Below are 15,851 nucleotides of genomic sequence, written 5' to 3'. Positions count from 1 at the left end.
GAAGAGGCCCCCTCCCGACGCCGGGAGGGGGCCTCTTCTCGTATGAGCCGATCAGTTGGTCGGGAGGAGCCCGGTCCGGCCGATGACCACCGTGACCGCGGCGCCCTTGCCGATGGGCGAGCCCTTCGCCGGCTGCTGCGAGATGATCTTGTCCTTCTGCGGCGAACCGGGCTGGACCTGCTGCTCGTCGACGTTGAAGTTGCCGTTCCAGCCGAGCGCCCGCAGCTTGGTCTCCGCGTCCTTCTGCGACAGGCCGGTCAGGTCGGGCATCTCCATCAGGTTGCCCTTCGAGACCGTCAGCGTGACCGTGGCGTCCTTGACGGCCTTGCTGTTGGCCTGCGGGGTCTGCGAGATGACCTCGTTCTGCGGCTTCTGGCTGTCCGCCTGCGCCACGTTGACCTTGAAGCCGGAACCCTCCAGCGTCTGGCGCGCGGTCTCCAGGTCCTGGCCCACCACACCGGGCACGTTCTGCTTGTCCGGCGCCCTGCCCAGGCTGATGGTGATCGTGCCGCCCTTCTTCAGCTTCAGGCCGAACTCGGGATTCTGCTGCACGATCTTGCCGACCTTGTTGGGGTCGTCGGTCTCGACCGTGTCGGTGCTCTGCTGCACCTTGAAGCCGTTCGGGTCCTTGTCCAGGATCTGCTGGGCCTCGTTCGGAGTCTTGCCCTTCAGGTCCGGCACGGCACCCTCGCCCGGCGGCGAACCGACGCGCACGACGACCTCGGCACCCTTCAGCAGCGAGGTGCCCTCCGGCGGGTTCGTGCCGATGACCTTGCCGATCTGCTCGGACGTGCACGGCGCCGCGGCCCCGTTCGCACCCGGCTCGCAGGGCACCAGCTCCTGCTTCGGCTTCAGCCCGGACTGGGTCAGCTTGTCGTTGGCCGTCAACGGCTCCATGCCGACGACGGCGGGCACCGGCACCTTCTCCGGGGTGTCGCTGTCGCCCGGCTTCATCAGACTCGTGGTGATCCACGCGGCGAGGCCGAGCACGGCGATGCACAGGAAAACCACCAAAGCGATCATGATGGTCTTCTTGCGCTTGGCGCGCCGCTCCTCTTCCTCGTCGGCGATCGGGTCGTAGTCGTCGTCCGGCTCCGACTTCAACGCCGCCGGACGGTGCCGGCCGCCGTTCACGACCTGGGTGCGCGCGGAACGCGAGGCCGACTGCTCGTTCATCACGGCCGTGCGATCCTCGGCCGTCATGACGGCGGGCGCGGACGGGCGCTGGCCGGACAGCACGCGCACCAGGTCCGCGCGCATCTCCGCGGCGGACTGGTAGCGGTTGGCCGGGCCCTTCGCCATCGCCTTCAGCACGATCGCGTCGAGCTGCGGCGACACCTTCGGGTTCAGCGACGACGGCGCCTTCGGGTCCTCCCGCACGTGCTGGTACGCGACCGCGACGGGCGAGTCACCGGTGAACGGCGGCTCCCCGGTCAGCAGCTCGAACAGCACGCAGCCGGCCGCGTAGACGTCGGACCGCGCGTCCACGGACTCGCCGCGGGCCTGCTCCGGCGACAGGTACTGGGCCGTGCCGATCACCGCGGCGGTCTGCGTGACCGCGGCCTGGCCGTCGTGCAGCGCGCGGGCGATGCCGAAGTCCATCACCTTCACGGCGCCGGACTTCGTGATCATCACGTTCGCCGGCTTCACGTCGCGGTGGACGATCCCGTGGCGGTGGCTGAAGTCGAGCGCGGCCGAGACGTCGGCCATGACCTCCATCGCGCGCTTGCCCGACAGCGGTCCCTGCGTCTTCACGATGTCGCGCAGCGTCCGCCCGTCGACGAACTCCATCACGATGTAGGGCAGCGGGCCGTACTCGGTCTGCGTCTCGCCGGTGTCGTAGACCGCGACGATCGCCGGGTGGTTCAGAGCAGCCGAGTTCTGCGCCTCGCGCCGGAACCGCTCCTGGAACTGGGCGTCGCGGGCGAGGTCAGCGCGCAGCACCTTGATCGCCACGTCTCTGCCGAGCCGGACGTCCCGCCCCTTGTGGACCTCGGACATGCCGCCGTACCCGAGGGTCTCACCCAGTTCGTAGCGGTTTGAGAGCAGTCGCGGAGTGCTCATCGGTGCTTCGTCCCGCTCCTCATCGACGGTGTTCCCATCTCGGTTCTGGTTCTGCTCATGCCCGGCACGTCACCTTCACCCGCGTCCCGGCCGACACGTCGCCGGTCGGCGCGATGGCGGTGACGCGGCACTTCCTCAGGTCTCCCGGTGCCGTGCCCTGCGGGCTCAGCACGGTCGGCTCCAGGCCGTGGTCGCTCAGCTGCGTGCTGACCTCGTCGCCGGTCCGGCCGAGGTAGTCGTCCTCGTCGAGCCGTGTCGTCGAGGTGCCCGGTATCCGGTCGGCGGAGTCGGGCTTCGCCTGACCGTTCGCCGGTGCGTTCGGGCTGCTCGTGCTCGTGTTCTGCGGCAAGCCGCCCTGCTCGCCGGCAGCGGTCTTCCCGATGGTCAGCTTCCAGGCGACGACTCCGCCGATCACCAGCAGAGCAGTCACCAGAAGAGCGACCATAACCCACACGGTCACCCGGTTCCTCCCGGGTGGCGGTGGCATCGGGGCGAACGTCCCGGTGTGCGGCACCGGTTGCTGTTGTACCGGTTGCATGCCCGGATGGGTACCGGCGCGAGGCTGACCACCGGAGTGGTGCGGCATCGGCGGTGGTACCTGCAACGGCTGGGACACCTGGGGCTGCTGCGGGGCGACCTGCTGCGGCACCTGCGGAGGCGTCAGCTGCTGTTGGGCCAGCTGCTGGGGCGCCAGCTGCTGTTGCGGTGCCATCTGCTGGGCGACCTGGTGCTGCTGCTGCACCTGCTGCGGGATCGGCGGCATCGTGAAACCCGACGGCGTCGGCAGCGGCTGGCCCACCCGCACCGCGCTGACCGCCGCGGCGAACTCGCCACCGGTGCGGTAGCGCTGCCGCGGGTCCTTCACCAGTGTCGCCTCGATCAACGCCCGCGCACCCGGCGGCACGTCCGGCGGCAACGGCGGCGCGATGTCGCGGATGTGCATCATCGCCACCGTCACCGCGTTGTCCGACAGGAACGGCCGATGTCCCGCAAGGCATTCGTAGCCGCACACGGCCAGCGAGTAGACGTCGCTCGCCGGTTCGGCCTCGCCGCCGAGCGCCTGCTCGGGAGCGATGTAGTGCGCGGTGCCCATGACCATGCCGGATCGTGTCACGGGAGCGGCGTCGACGGCCTTCGCGATACCGAAGTCGGTGATCTTCACCTTGCCCGACGGCGTCACCATGATGTTGCCCGGTTTGACGTCCCGGTGCACCAGCCCGCGTTCGTGCGCGGCCTGCAGCGCGTTCCCGGTCTGCTCCAGCAGGTCCAGCGTCACCTCGGCGGTGAGCCGGCCCCGCGAGATGATCGTCGCGAGCGGTTCGCCCTCGACGAGCTCCATCACCAGGTACGCCGTGTCCTCCGGCCCGTCCGCGACCGACGCGGTCTCGCCGTAGTCGTGCACCGACGCGATGCCGGGGTGGTTGAGCGACGCGGTCATCCGCGCCTCGACGCGGAAGCGGTGCAGGAACTCGGCGTCGCCGGACAGCTCCGCCTTCAGCACCTTCACGGCGACTCGGCGGTCGAGCCGGTCGTCGGCCGCCTCCCAGACCTCGCCCATGCCACCGACCGCGATCCGCCTGGTGAGGCGGTAGCGGTCGGCGAGGAGCTGGCCCGTGGTCAGCATCAGCGACCCGCCAGATACGCGTTCATCACGGCGCGGCCGATGGGCGCCGCCACCTTGCCGCCGGTCGCGCCGAGGCCGCGGTCGCCACCGTTCTCCACGATCACCGCGATCGCGATCTCCGGCTTCTGCGCCGGCGCGAACGCGATGTACCAGGCGTGCGGTGCCACGGTCTGCTCCCGGCTGCCGCCGACCTCCGCGGTACCGGTCTTCGACGCCACCTGGACGTTCGCGATCCTGCCCTCGCCGCCGGTGTTCGCCTCCGACTGGACCATCATGTCGCGCAGCGCGGCCGCGTTGGCCGAGCTCATCGCGGTGTTGATCTCGTCGGGCTCGGTGTCCTCGACCGTCTTCAGGTCGGGGCCGAGGATCTTCGACACCAGGTACGGCTGCATGCGCTTGCCGCCGTTGGCGATCGTCGCCGCGATCATCGCGTTCTGCAGCGGGGTCACGCGGACGTCGCGCTGGCCGATGCCGCTCTGGTAGAGCGCGGGCTCGTCGGGGACCGGGCCCATGGTCGAGTTCTCGACCGCCATCGGCACCCTGAGGTCGTCGTCGTTGAAGCCGAACTTGTCCGACTGGGCCTGCAGCTTGGCCTTGCCGACCTTCGCCGCCATCTCGCCGAACGCCGTGTTGCACGACTTGGCGAGCGCGAGCTCCATCGACGCGGTCTGCCCGCTGCCGCAGGGCTGGCCGTTGTAGTTCGGGAACGGGAAGTTGTTCGTGCCCGGCAACGGGATCGAGCCCGCCGCCGTGTACTGCGACTCCTTGGTGTCACCGTTGGCGAGCGCGGCCGCGGCCACGACGACCTTGTACGTCGAGCCGGGCGGGTAGATGCCCTGGATCGCGCGGTTGATCAACGGGTCGCCGTTGCCGTCGGTGGTGAGCTGCTTCCACGCGGTCTGCTGCGCGGTCGGGTCGTGGCTCGCCAGCAGGTTCGGGTCGTAGGACGGCGTGCTGACCATCGCGAGGATCTCGCCGGTGTCCGGCTTCATCGCGACGACCGAGCCGCGGAAGCCCTTCGCCGCCAGCTGGTCGTAGGCGATCTGCTGGACCCGCGGCACCAGCGTGAGCTGCACGTTGCCGCCCACCGGGTCGCGACCGGTGATCAACGCCGAGACGCGGCGCGCGAACAGCCGGTCGTCCGAGCCGTTGAGCAGGTCGTTCTCGGCGCGCTCGATGCCGGCGGTGCCGTAGGTGACCGAGAGGTACCCGGTCACCGGGGCGTACGCCTGCGGCGCGGCGTAGGTGCGCAGGTACCGGAGCCGGTCCGTCGTCTCCTTGACGTCCGCGATCACCATGCCGTCGGCGGCCATGATCAGACCGCGCTTGCGGGCGTACTCGTCGAGCAGCACCCGGCGGTTGTTCGGGTTCTTGCGCCACTCGTCGGCGTTGATGACCTGCACCCACGTGGCGTTGCCCAGCAGCAGCAGGATCATCACCATCATGGCGAAGCCGACCCGGCGGAGCGGTGTGTTCATTTCGGACGCTCCACCATGACTGTGTGCTGGTCGGCGATGGCCGGCTGCTGCGGCTTCGGCTTCGGAGCACGCTGCGGCGCCCGCGCGGCCGCGGAGATCCGCAGCAGCAACGCGATCAGGACGTAGTTCGCCAGCAGCGACGAACCGCCCTTGGACAGGAACGGGGCGGTGATGCCCGTCATCGGGATCAGCTTCGTGACACCGCCGACGACGATGAACACCTGGAAGCACATCGCGAACGCCAGGCCGCCGCCGAGCAGCTTGCCGAAGCTGTCGCGCACCGAGATGGCACCGCGCAGGCCGCGCATCGCGACGACCATGTAGACCAGCAGCAGCGCGGCGAAGCCGACGAACCCGAGCTCCTCGCCGATCACCGCGGTGATGAAGTCGGTGTTGGACTCCGGGATCATCTCCGGCCGCCCGGCACCGAGCCCGGCACCGCCGATGCCACCGGTCGCGAGACCGAAGAGCGACTGCGCGATCTGGTAGCCGCCGCCGTCGTCGTTGTAGGTGGCGATCGGGTCCGACCAGTTCGCCACGCGCTGCTGGACGTGCGTGAAGAGCTTCCACGCGATGACCGCGCCGCCGGCGAACAGACCGAGGCCGAGCACCACCCAGGCCGCGCGTTCGGTGGCGACGTAGAGCAGCACCAGCACGATGCCGAAGAACAGCAGCGACGAGCCGAGGTCCTTCTGCAGGACCATGACCGCGACCGCCACGCCCCACGCCGCGAACAGCGGGCCGAGGTCGCGGGCGCGCGGCAGGTCCATGCCGAGGAACCGGCGGCCCGCGGTGGTGAAGAGGTCCCGCTTCGACACCAGGAACGCGGCGAAGAAGACCATCAGCAGGATCTTGGCGAACTCACCCGGCTGGATGGAGAACGGGCCGATCCGCAGCCAGATCTTCGCGCCGTTGATCGTCGGCGCGATGAAGCCCGGCAGCACACCGGGCAGCAGCAGGGCGACCAGCCCGGCCAGGCCGAACGTGTAGCCGAAGCGCGCCAGGGTGCGGTGGTCGGTGAGGAACTTCAGCGTGGCCGCGAACAGCAGCAGTCCGATCGCGGTCCAGATGACCTGCTTGAACGCCATCGGGTCCCACGTCGAGCCGTCCGCGAAGACGGTGCCCTCCATGGCGAGGTCGATCCGGTGGATGACCACCAGGCCGAGCCCGTTGAGCAGCGCGACGCACGGCAGGATCACCGGGTCGGCGTAGGGCGCCCAGCGGCGCACGGCGAGGTGCGCGCAGGCGAACAGGCCGAGGTAGGCGAGTCCCAGGTACAGGATGCGCAGGCTGAGCGAGCGCTCCTGGTTGAGCTCCACCAGGATCAGAGCCAGCGTGACGAGCCCGGCCGCGAACGAGAGCATCACCAGTTCGGTGCCGCGCCGCGTCGGCGCCCGCAGCCCCGGCGACGTGCTGGTCGCCAGCGACGCGACTGGTGAGCCGTCCCCGGACGGGGCGGGTGAGCCCTTCAACTACGGACCCTCCCGGCATTCCACGCCCGGCTTCTGCGCGGACGAGGTGAGCGAGGGTTGGGTGGTCTCGCCACCCGCGGGGGCCGTGGTCGACGAGGGCGTCCCGTTCGCGGGCTGGGTCGTCGTCGTGGGCGGGGTCGTCGTGGTCGGCGACGTCGGGGTGGACGAGGCCGAGGTGTCCTTGCACAACGGCAGCATGTGCGCCGTGCGCAGCATGCGGACCGCGGCGCGCGCGCCGTCGATGCCGTTGTCGCTGCGGATGCCCTCGGTGATCGTCTTGCGCCCGGCCTCCTGCAGGTCCTTCACCGCGATCGGCGTGCAGCCCGACGAGCCGGGCGGGCACGAGTCCTCGACCTTCGACGAGAGCTTGAACCCGAGCACGCTGCCGTTGAGCCCGCGGAAGATCGCGACCTGGCCGTCCTCGGTCGCGCCCACGTAGAACTGGGTGTTCAGCCACAGCTTGCCGCCGACCCCGGCCGCGCCGACCACGACGAGCAGCAGGAAGACGATCGCGAACGCCTTGAGGGCGTTGCGCTTCTTGCGCTTCGGGTCCTGCGGCGGTGGCGGCGGTGCCTCCATCCGCTGCGGCATCGGCTGGCGCTGCTGCGTGAGCGCGCTCGCCCGTGACGCCGCGGAGTCCGGCGGGGTGTTGTGCTCCTCGCTGCCGTCACCGGCCGCACCGCCGACGATCGGGTAGTCGTCGCCGAAGTCGACGTCCTCGACGTCCGCCACGATCACCGTGACGTTGTCGGGGCCGCCGCCCTTGAGCGCGAGCTCGATCATCCGGTCCGCGCAGGCCTGCGGGTCCGGGATGCGGATCGCCTCGTCCAGCGTCTCCATCGAGACGACACCGGACAGGCCGTCCGAGCACAGCAGGAACCGGTCACCGGCCCGTGCCTCGCGCACCGTGAGGCTGGGCTCGAAGTCGTGCCCGGTGAGGGCGCGCAGCAGCAACGAGCGCTGCGGGTGCGTGGCCGCCTCGTCCGGCGTGATCCGGCCCTCGTCGATCAACGACTGGACGAACGTGTCGTCGTGCGTGATCTGCGCGAACCCGCCCTCTCTGAGCAGGTAGGCGCGCGAGTCGCCGATGTGCACCAGGCCGAGGCGGTTGCCCGCGAAGAGCACCGCGGTCAGCGTGGTGCCCATGCCCTCCAGGTCCGGGTCGCTCGCGACCAGCTCGGAGATGGCGCCGTTGCCGGCCGCGACCGCGTCGCGGAGCTTGCCGAGGAGGTCGTCGCCGGGCTCGTCGTCGTCGACGTGGGCCAGCGAGGCGATGACCACCTTGCTCGCGACTTCGCCGGCGGCGTGGCCACCCATGCCGTCGGCGACTGCGAGCAGGCGGGGGCCCGCGTACACGGAGTCCTGGTTGTTGGAACGGACCAGGCCCCGGTCGCTTCGGGCCGCGTATCGAAGAACCAAGGTCATGAGCGCAGCTCGATCACCGTTTTGCCAATGCGGATCGGGGTGCCGAGAGGTACGCGCAGTGGTGCGGTGACCTTGGCTCGGTCTAGGTAGGTGCCGTTCGTGGAGCCGAGGTCTTCCACGTACCAGTCGGTGCCGCGCATCGACAGCCTCGCGTGCCTGGTCGACGCGAAGTCGTCGTCCAGCACGAGAGTCGAGTCGTCCGCGCGGCCGATCAGGATCGGCCGGCCGTCGAGTGAGATGCGGGTGCCGGTGAGCGCGCCGTGGGTGACCACGAGCGTCCTCGGCGCCTTGCTACCCCTCGCCGACTTGTCGGACCTCCGGAAACCGGGCAGACCTGACGCCCGGAGCCCTGAGGCCGCGTAGAGATCAGAGCGGACCACACGTAGGGCGGCCAGCACAAAGAGCCAGAGGAGCACGAGAAAGCCCGCTCTGGTCAGCTGCATCACCAGCTCTGGCACCGGTTGTAACCGCTCCTGCCTTGAGTTGCTTACCGACGCCCGTGTCGACCTCTAGCCCGCGGTGCGGAAGACCAGTGACGAGTGGCCGATGCGGACGACGTCGCCCTCCGCGAGCTGCCAAGTCTGCACTGGCGTGCCGTTCACCGTGGTGCCGTTGGTCGAACCGAGATCAGCGAGCATCGCACTGTGCCCGTCCCAGGTGATCTCCAGGTGGCGCCTGGACACACCCGTGTCGGGGAGGCGGAAGTCGGCTTCCTGCCCACGTCCTACGACGTTTCCACCCTGCTTGAGGTTGTACGTCCGGTTCGACCCGTCGTCGAGGTGCAGCGTGGCGTTGAGCTGGCGGTTGCCGCCCTGCACTGCCGGCGGGGCGTATCCGCCCTGGTTGTAGCCCTGGTCGTACCCACCGGCGGGCTGGCCGTAACCCTGGTCGTAGCCGCCGGCCGGCTGGCCGCCGCCGTAGCCCTGGTCGTAGCCCTGCTGGCCGTAGCCCTGCTGCTGGCCGTAACCCTGGTCGTAGCCGCCGCCCTGCTGGCCGCCGCCGTAGCCCTGGTCGTAACCCTGCTGGCCGTAGCCCTGCTGCTGGCCGCCATAACCCTGGTCGTAGCCCTGCTGCTGGCCGTACCCCTGGTCATAGCCCTGCTGGCCGCCGCCGTAGCCGCCGCCCTGCTGGCCGTAGCCCTGGTCGTACCCGCCTTGCTGCTGCTGTTGGCCGTAGCCCTGGTCGTAGCCCTGCTGCTGGCCGTAGCCCTGCTGCTGGCCGTAACCCTGGTCGTAGCCGCCCTGCTGACCATAAGGGTCGTGGCCGGGCTGGCCCTGTCCTTGTCCGTAGCCGGGTGGCTGGCTCATGACTCGGTCTCCTGCGGTGCGAGGTGGTGCTGACCGTCGGCTGGCCGCTTTCACGTCGGGGTCGACGGACGAGCTGGTTCGGAACTGTCCGGTGTGCAGCGCCTCGGAGCGCTCCAGGGAGACTACGACGTCACCGTAGGTATCCCATCCGGACTCTTCCAGGTGCTCTCGCAGGCCCTCCGCGAGAAGCTGGGTGATGCGTAGTTCATCCTGCTCGTCCCCGGCAAGTCGATCGTGGTCCTGAGGGCCGAGCAGCACTGTGTAGTGGTTGGGGGCTAGCAGTCTGCCACCCGCGAGCTCGCGGATGTTGCTGTCACCCTCCCGTTGCAGCGCCTGTGCCACCTCTTGGGGCACGACGTTGCCTCCGAACACGCGCGCGAAGGTGTTGCCGACCAGACCTTCGAGCTTGCGCTCGAAGCGTTGCAGGCCCATGTCAGCTCCTTCCGCCTGGACGGTCTTCTGCACCGATCGTATCCGGGTGCGACCAGGCCTACAGGGGGCGATTAGGAACCTGGTTTGGACGCGTGCTAGTGTTTCCAACGTCTCCAGGGGCAAGTGGCGGAATGGCAGACGCGCACGGTTCAGGTCCGTGTGTCCGAAAGGACGTGGGGGTTCAACTCCCCCCTTGCCCACAGAGAAAGACAGATCGAACCCCCCTCGCGGAATCGCGAGGGGGGTTCTTTCGTTGACCGGCAGTATCGGATTCCGTGATCCAACAGGTGATGTCTGTCACTCGTTCGGAGGGCGACATGTGGGCGATAGCGGCGGCGGACTTCGGTGCGGAGCTCGAGCTGGTGAAGCTGCCGGAGCCGCAGGCGGGTCCGGAAGAGCTCAAGGTGCGGATGCTCGCCGCGAGCGTGAACCCCTTCGACCGCAAAGTCGTCGACGGGATGCTTCGGAGTTCCGCAGAGCACCGGTTTCCGATGGTTCCCGGAACCGACGGTGCCGGTGAGGTCGTCGGTTCCGGCGAGCGGATTTTCGGGACCTTCTTCCACCGCCCCGTCGGACGGGGGACTTACGCCGAGTACGCCGTGGTTCCGGCCGGGAACGCGTTGGCGCCGTTGCCGGACGGCCTCGACCCCGCGGTCGCCGCGGCATTGCCGACCGCAGGCATGACGGCGCTGCAGTTGGTGGAAGCGCTCGGTGACGCGAAATCCGTGCTGGTCGTCGGTCCGAACGGCGGCGTCGGCTCGTTCGCCGTCCAGATCGCGCGGGCGGCGGGCAAGCACGTGGTCCCGATCGGCCGGGGCGACTCGCTCGTGGAGGCCGACGCGCTCATCGACCTCGTGAGCGCCGACCGCTCGTCGTTCGAGGCGAACGCGCGCTATGCGCCGTTGGCGTTCAACACCAACTACGCGTCGAGCGACAGCGCGCAGAACTTCGGCATGAAGGGCTCACCGGAGACGCTTGTCCGCCTGGCGTCCATGGTGCTCGACGGCGATCTCTCGGTGCCGATTTCCCGCCGTGTGCCGTTGCGCGAAGCCACCGATGTTTTCGCAGGTCACGGGCCTGGCAAAACCGTGATCATCATGTAGGTGGTCGTTCTGGCGCGGTGAGCGGTCGGCGGCCGGTGGCCGGCACCGTTCGCCGCCTTTTCGCCACCACGCCTGGAGCACCCACTGTGAGCAGGTCTTTTGGTGCGTCCAACCGGATTAACGTCACCCAGACGGCAGCACCGTAGGACCGAACTCCCCGCGCCGCTCCTCGACCGGTCACCGACCGGTCGGCGCCGTCGATCGCAGGGGGTCCGGTGACCTGGGGGCGGGCCGCGCGCTTCCTGGTACGCCTTATCCAGAGCACGAGTCGAAACGTGGCGGATCGCCCGCCGCGTGGTGGCGAGGAGGCACTGGCGTGAGCAGCACCCCAGCAAGGATCGCGGCGCCCGGCAGCGCGCAGGGACTGTCGACGACCGCGGTCCCGGTTCCGGAACTGCCCGCGTCCGTCGAGGAGCTGGCAGCCGCAGCGGCGATCCGCCTCGGCTGGCACGGCGTGGTCCTCCCGGAGATGGTCCTCATGGGCCGCAAGGTCGTCGTCGTGGCCGAGCTCCTGGCCGACGCCCACGCCGAGCGCGTGTGCGTGGGTGCGGGTCCCGAGGTCGACAAGACCACCGTCTCCACCTGGGTGTGGCCGGAGATGGAAGGCCGCGTCCCGCCGGCCGCCGTGCGCATCGTCGGCGTCTTGGCCGTCGCACGCCACTGGCGCACCGCGCTGGCCTCCGCGGTTCCCTTCGCCCGCTACGGCAACGCCGCCGCCGTCCTCCCGGACTCGGTCGCGTTCACCAACGACTACCTGACGAACTGCCTGCCGCGCGTGCGCCGCTACGGCGTCTCGGTCCTGCTGGCCGACGAGGAGAAGGACCTGTCCGTGGACGTGTCCGGCCGCAACGAGTGCGTGCCCGTCGAGGACACCGCCATCACCCGTTGGGTCAACGAGCTGGTCTACGAGCAGGTGCTCGCCACCGCTTCCTGATCTACGGTCGGGGCATGCGAGTAGTCATCGCCGGCGGACACGGGCAGATCGCGCTGCTTCTCCAGCAGCAGCTGGCCACCCGTGGAGACGCGGCAACAGCACTGGTCCGCAACCCCGATCACTTCGCTGACGTGCAGGAAGCCGGAGCCGTTCCGGTGCTGTGCGACCTGGAGTCCGCCACAGTGGACTCGGTCGCCGAATACATGAACGGCGCGGACGCCGCGGTCTTCGCCGCCGGCGCAGGGGCAGGCTCGGGAGCCGCCCGCAAGGACACAGTGGACTTCGGGGCCGCCGCCCTGTTCGCCACGGCAGCGGCCGAGGCGGGCGTGCGGCGGTTCCTCCAGGTCTCCACGGTCGGCATCGAGTCAGCGGACTCGCCGTCGGTGGACTCCGAGTTCGCGGTGTACCTCAAAGCGAAGAAGGCGGCGGAGGACGACCTGAAATCGCGTTCACTCGACTGGACGATCCTGCGTCCCGGCCCGCTGACGAACGACGCCCCGACCGGTCTCGTCACCCTGGCCGCCCCGGTGCTGCCGCGCTCCCCGGTGACCCGCGCCGACGTCGCCGCCGTGCTCGCGGAGCTCTTGACCGCACCCCAGACCGTCCGCAAAACGCTCGAACTGACGAACGGCTCCACGCCCATCCCCGACGCCGTCCGCGCCCTCCTCTGAGTGCACGCGGGGAGCTTTCGTACTCTCCTGGCGCACGCGGGGGCCCCGCGTGCCCCTCAGGGGAACGTGGGACTCCCGCGTGACATCTAGCCGAGGACGCGGGTCAGGTAGGCGTTGGTGAAGGTGCGGGTCGGGTCCACCTCGTCGCGGACGCGCAGGAAGTCATCGAAGTGCGGGTACAGCGGGCGCAGCTCGGCAGCGGTGAGGTCGTGCATCTTGCCCCAGTGCGGGCGACCGCCGACCGACGCGGCGATGGACGCGTACGCGTCGAAGAACGCCTTGTAGGGCATGCCGAGCGCCTGGTGCATGGAGATGTAGGCGGTGTCACGGCCGGAGGCGGTCGACAGCCAGATGTCGTCGGCCTGCGCCACCCGCACCTCGCACGGCACGATCAACGCGTCGCGGTCGCCCAGGCGGTTGGCGACGGCGCGCAGCTCGCCGATGACGTCCATCAGCGTCTCGCGAGGGATGGAGAACTCGGTCTCCACGAACCGGACCCGGCGCGGGGTCACGAAGACGTTGTGCGAGTAGTCCGAATAGGACCGCTCGCTGATCAGCGAGCCGCAGACCTCGTTGAGCTTCCTGGTGTAGCGCGGGAAGGTCTTGGCCACCTTGCACACCGCGCCGAACGCGGCGTTCTCCATGACCTCGTACTCCCAGGCCTGCCGGAACCGCGACAGCGGCTGCGCGGGCTCGGGAACCCGGTTGTTGCGCTTGAGGATCACCCGGTCCGAGTGCGTGAACCAGTGGAACTCGACGTGGTCCTCGACCGCGCACAGGTCGTCGAACTGCTCCAGCACCGCGTCGAGCCGGCCCGGTGCCTCCGAGGCCTGCAGCACGAACGACGGCACGCACTGCAGCGTGACGGTGCTGATCACGCCCAGCGCGCCGAGGCCGACGCGGGCGGCGTTGAACAGGTCCGGTCGCTCGGAGCGCGAGCAGGTGACCACCGAACCGTCGGCGAGCACCAGCTCCAGCGCGGCGATGGCGGTGGCCAGGACGCCGAGCTTCGCGCCGGTGCCGTGGGTGGAGGTCGACACGGCACCGGCCACGGTCTGCGCGTCGATGTCGCCGAGGTTCGGCATGGCGAGGCCGAGTCGGTGCAGGTCGGCGTTCAGGACGTGCAGCGGCGTGCCGGAGCGGACGGTGACCAGGCCCGTCTCCACGTCGGCGCGGACGATGCCGGTCCACCGGTCGAGGTCGAGCGCCACCTCGGGGGCGACGGCGATGTCGTTGAACGAGTGACCGCTGCCGCGCGCCCGCACCCGGCCGCCGGAGACGACGGTCGCGGCGATCTCGTCAGTGCTCGCCGGGTGGACGACGCGCGTCGGCGCACAAGTCGCGGTGCGAGCCCAGTTCGTCCACACGGGTACCTCCACGGAGTGTGACCTGCGAGTAACGTAAGTGAAAGCTCTTCACGTTTCAAGGGTTGAGGACGTACCGTCGGAGCATGCGCCGAACTCGACTCGACACCGCGACGAAGGACCTCGATCCTCCGTTCGCGATCGTCGACCTGGACGCCTTCGACCACAACGCGGCGGACCTCGCCCGCCGCGCTGCCGGTCATCCCATCCGGGTGGCGAGCAAGTCGATCCGCGTGCGCGACCTGGTGAGCCGGGCCCTCGAACGACCCGGTTACGCCGGGGTCATGTGCTACTCGCTCGCCGAGGCGCTCTGGCTCTCCGAGCAGAACGTCAGCGAGGACCTGCTGGTCGCCTACCCCACGGCCGACCGCGCCGCGCTGCAGAAGCTCGCTGCGAACGAGACCGCCCGCCAGCGCATCACCATCATGGTCGACTCGGTCGAGCACCTCGACTTCGTCGACGCCGCCATCGGCCCGCACGCCGACATCAGGGTCTGCCTGGAGCTCGACGTCTCCTGGCGCCCGCTGCCCGGCGTCCACATCGGACCACGCCGCTCGCCGGTGCACACCCCGGCGCAGGCCGCGTCGCTCGCCGCCAAGATCGTCCGCCGCACCGGGTTCACCCTCGTCGGCGTCATGGCCTACGAGGGCCAGATCGCGGGCCTGGGCGACAACCCGCCCGGTCAGCCGCTGCGCGCGATCGGCATCCGGCTCATCCAGGCCAGGTCCGGCCCGGAGCTGATCGAACGGCGCACCGCCGTGATCACCGCGGTCCGCCAGGTCACCGACCTGCAGTTCGTCAACGGCGGCGGCACCGGCAGCCTGGAGCTCACCGGCACCGACCCCTCGGTCACGGAGCTGGCAGCGGGCAGCGGGCTCTTCGGCCCCACCCTCTTCGACGGCTACCAGGCCTTCAAGCCCCACCCGGCGGCGCTCTTCGCGCTGTCCGTGGTCCGCAAGCCGACCAAGCGCGTCGCCACCCTGTTCGCCGGCGGCTACATCGCCTCCGGTACCCCGACCCCGGACCGCCAGCCCTCGCCGTACCTGCCGGAGGGCCTGAAGACGCTCGGCCTCGAAGGCGCGGGCGAGGTGCAGACCCCGGTCACCGGCAAGGCCGCCGAACAGCTGCGCATCGGCGACCGCGTCTGGATGCGGCACGCCAAGGCGGGCGAGCTGTTCGAGCGGTTCGACGAGGTGCACCTGGTGCGCGGCGACCGCGTCGAACGCACGGTGCCCACCTACCGCGGTGAGCGCCGCAACTTCGGCTAGGCCGGCAGCCGCGACGACAGGTAGCCCCTGACCAGCGCCTTCGCCTCCACGAGGATCGCCTGGTCGCCGGTCGGGTTGTTGCGGAACGCCATCTTCAGCACGGCGTCCGCGGCCTCGACGGCGATCGCGATCGGCAGCTGCACCTCGTTCATCGGGATGCCGAAGTTGCCCGAGATCAGCTCGGAGATCTTGTCGGAGATGACGGCGTTGTTGTCCCGCCGGTCGTCGAGCAGCCGCATGTCCACGACGTCGCCGAAGTGCAGCTTGCCGAACGCCGGGATCTCGCGGTGCATCGTCACGTAGACGTCGAACACCGTGTCCACGGCGTCCCACCAGTGCTCCAGGGTGGCCTGTTCGAGGCGGTCGGTGATGCCCTGGGAGAACCGGTCGACGTTGCGCAGGGTCAGCGCCTGCACGACGGCCCGCTTGTCCGGGAAGAACTGGTACAGCGAGCCGACCGCCACGCCCGCTCTCTCCGCGATCAACGTGGTGGTGACGCCGTCGTAGCCCACCTCGTCGATGAGGGTCGCGCAGGCTTCGAGCATGCGCTCGACCCTCTTGGCGCTGCGCTGCTGGACGGGCTGACGGCGGAGCGGGGTGGTGCTCGTCACGGCGACTCCCAGTAGTTCGGGTTCTTCCATCTTGCCTTCTGCGCGGCGTCTTCACTTCCCTGAACCTGTCAACACGCCTACGATCCGAACAAGTTTCA

The 15,851-nt window shown here is 69.7% G+C and carries 13 protein-coding genes, 1 tRNA gene and 1 pseudogene; 5 read left to right on the top strand and 10 right to left on the bottom strand.

Features of this window, described 5'->3' with window-relative positions:
* Window positions 1-51 precede the first annotated feature (51 nt).
* From pknB to ACVDFE_RS05945, 8 genes and pseudogenes are all read right to left on the bottom strand, one after another.
* On the bottom strand, window positions 52-2,064 hold the full coding sequence (pknB, locus tag ACVDFE_RS05980; RefSeq protein WP_360397072.1) for a Stk1 family PASTA domain-containing Ser/Thr kinase: 2,013 nt from the start codon (window positions 2,062-2,064) through the stop codon (window positions 52-54).
* 55 nt (window positions 2,065-2,119) lie between these two features.
* A complete protein-coding gene (locus ACVDFE_RS05975) occupies window positions 2,120-3,688 on the bottom strand; it encodes a protein kinase domain-containing protein (RefSeq protein WP_458429826.1) in 1,569 nt (522 codons plus the stop codon).
* The gene (locus ACVDFE_RS05970; protein ID WP_360397070.1) at window positions 3,688-5,166 is read right to left on the bottom strand and encodes a peptidoglycan D,D-transpeptidase FtsI family protein; all 1,479 of its coding nucleotides are present in this window, start codon (window positions 5,164-5,166) and stop codon (window positions 3,688-3,690) included. Before ACVDFE_RS05970 ends, ACVDFE_RS05975 begins: the two co-directional genes overlap by 1 nt.
* On the bottom strand, window positions 5,163-6,638 hold the full coding sequence (locus tag ACVDFE_RS05965) for an FtsW/RodA/SpoVE family cell cycle protein (RefSeq protein WP_458429825.1): 1,476 nt from the start codon (window positions 6,636-6,638) through the stop codon (window positions 5,163-5,165). The genes ACVDFE_RS05970 and ACVDFE_RS05965 overlap by 4 nt, the downstream gene beginning before the upstream one ends.
* A complete protein-coding gene (locus tag ACVDFE_RS05960) occupies window positions 6,639-8,063 on the bottom strand; it encodes a PP2C family protein-serine/threonine phosphatase (RefSeq protein WP_360397069.1) in 1,425 nt (474 codons plus the stop codon).
* The gene (locus tag ACVDFE_RS05955; RefSeq protein WP_053732084.1) at window positions 8,060-8,521 is read right to left on the bottom strand and encodes an FHA domain-containing protein FhaB/FipA; all 462 of its coding nucleotides are present in this window, start codon (window positions 8,519-8,521) and stop codon (window positions 8,060-8,062) included. Before ACVDFE_RS05955 ends, ACVDFE_RS05960 begins: the two co-directional genes overlap by 4 nt.
* Before the next feature lie 51 nt (window positions 8,522-8,572).
* Entirely contained in the window at window positions 8,573-9,370 is a 798-nt protein-coding gene (locus tag ACVDFE_RS05950) for an FHA domain-containing protein (RefSeq protein WP_458434277.1), read from the bottom strand.
* A 135-nt stretch (window positions 9,371-9,505) separates the two neighbouring features.
* Window positions 9,506-9,802: pseudogene (locus tag ACVDFE_RS05945) on the bottom strand (DUF3662 domain-containing protein); the annotation flags it as partial.
* 117 nt (window positions 9,803-9,919) lie between these two features.
* Here ACVDFE_RS05945 and ACVDFE_RS05940 point away from each other — a divergent pair.
* The 4 genes from ACVDFE_RS05940 (at window position 9,920) to ACVDFE_RS05925 (ending at window position 12,510) form a co-directional block, all read left to right on the top strand.
* Window positions 9,920-10,002, top strand: a tRNA-Leu gene (locus tag ACVDFE_RS05940).
* Window positions 10,003-10,164: 162 nt separating this feature from the next.
* Entirely contained in the window at window positions 10,165-10,905 is a 741-nt protein-coding gene (locus tag ACVDFE_RS05935) for an alcohol dehydrogenase catalytic domain-containing protein (RefSeq protein WP_458429824.1), read from the top strand.
* A 316-nt stretch (window positions 10,906-11,221) separates the two neighbouring features.
* Complete coding sequence (locus ACVDFE_RS05930) at window positions 11,222-11,839, top strand: hypothetical protein (RefSeq protein WP_360397066.1); 618 nt, start codon at window positions 11,222-11,224, stop codon at window positions 11,837-11,839.
* A 14-nt stretch (window positions 11,840-11,853) separates the two neighbouring features.
* Window positions 11,854-12,510, top strand: coding sequence for an NAD(P)H-binding protein (locus ACVDFE_RS05925; RefSeq protein ID WP_458429823.1), 657 nt, complete (start codon window positions 11,854-11,856; stop codon window positions 12,508-12,510).
* Between the two features lie 86 nt (window positions 12,511-12,596).
* On the opposite strand, the gene ACVDFE_RS05920 is transcribed toward ACVDFE_RS05925, so the two are convergent.
* The gene (locus ACVDFE_RS05920) at window positions 12,597-13,877 is read right to left on the bottom strand and encodes a D-arabinono-1,4-lactone oxidase (protein WP_360397064.1); all 1,281 of its coding nucleotides are present in this window, start codon (window positions 13,875-13,877) and stop codon (window positions 12,597-12,599) included.
* Between the two features lie 83 nt (window positions 13,878-13,960).
* On the opposite strand from ACVDFE_RS05920, the gene ACVDFE_RS05915 reads away from it, so the two are divergent.
* Window positions 13,961-15,142 carry an amino acid deaminase/aldolase gene (locus ACVDFE_RS05915; protein WP_458429822.1) on the top strand — a complete coding sequence of 394 codons (1,182 nt, stop codon included), beginning with the start codon at window positions 13,961-13,963 and terminating at the stop codon, window positions 15,140-15,142.
* On the opposite strand, the gene ACVDFE_RS05910 is transcribed toward ACVDFE_RS05915, so the two are convergent.
* A complete protein-coding gene (locus tag ACVDFE_RS05910; RefSeq protein ID WP_458429821.1) occupies window positions 15,139-15,783 on the bottom strand; it encodes a TetR family transcriptional regulator in 645 nt (214 codons plus the stop codon). The genes ACVDFE_RS05915 and ACVDFE_RS05910 overlap by 4 nt on opposite strands.
* Window positions 15,784-15,851: the final 68 nt, after the last annotated feature.

The organism is Lentzea chajnantorensis (assembly GCF_054300775.1).
Note: the sequence above shows the minus strand (reverse complement) of the source record. Positions and strands in the feature narration are given on the sequence as shown.

What these genes read in the sequence shown, in the direction of transcription:
- ACVDFE_RS05915 (WP_458429822.1), top strand. Translation starts at nt 13,961, where the DNA reads ATGCGCCGAACTCGACTCGACACCGCGACGAAGGACCTCGATCCTCCG.
- ACVDFE_RS05925 (WP_458429823.1), top strand. Translation starts at nt 11,854, where the DNA reads ATGCGAGTAGTCATCGCCGGCGGACACGGGCAGATCGCGCTGCTTCTC.
- ACVDFE_RS05970 (WP_360397070.1), bottom strand. Translation starts at nt 5,166, where the DNA reads ATGAACACACCGCTCCGCCGGGTCGGCTTCGCCATGATGGTGATGATC.
- ACVDFE_RS05975 (WP_458429826.1), bottom strand. Translation starts at nt 3,688, where the DNA reads ATGCTGACCACGGGCCAGCTCCTCGCCGACCGCTACCGCCTCACCAGG.
- ACVDFE_RS05950 (WP_458434277.1), bottom strand. Translation starts at nt 9,370, where the DNA reads ATGAGCCAGCCACCCGGCTACGGACAAGGACAGGGCCAGCCCGGCCAC.
- pknB (WP_360397072.1), bottom strand. Translation starts at nt 2,064, where the DNA reads ATGAGCACTCCGCGACTGCTCTCAAACCGCTACGAACTGGGTGAGACC.
- ACVDFE_RS05910 (WP_458429821.1), bottom strand. Translation starts at nt 15,783, where the DNA reads ATGGAAGAACCCGAACTACTGGGAGTCGCCGTGACGAGCACCACCCCG.
- ACVDFE_RS05960 (WP_360397069.1), bottom strand. Translation starts at nt 8,063, where the DNA reads ATGACCTTGGTTCTTCGATACGCGGCCCGAAGCGACCGGGGCCTGGTC.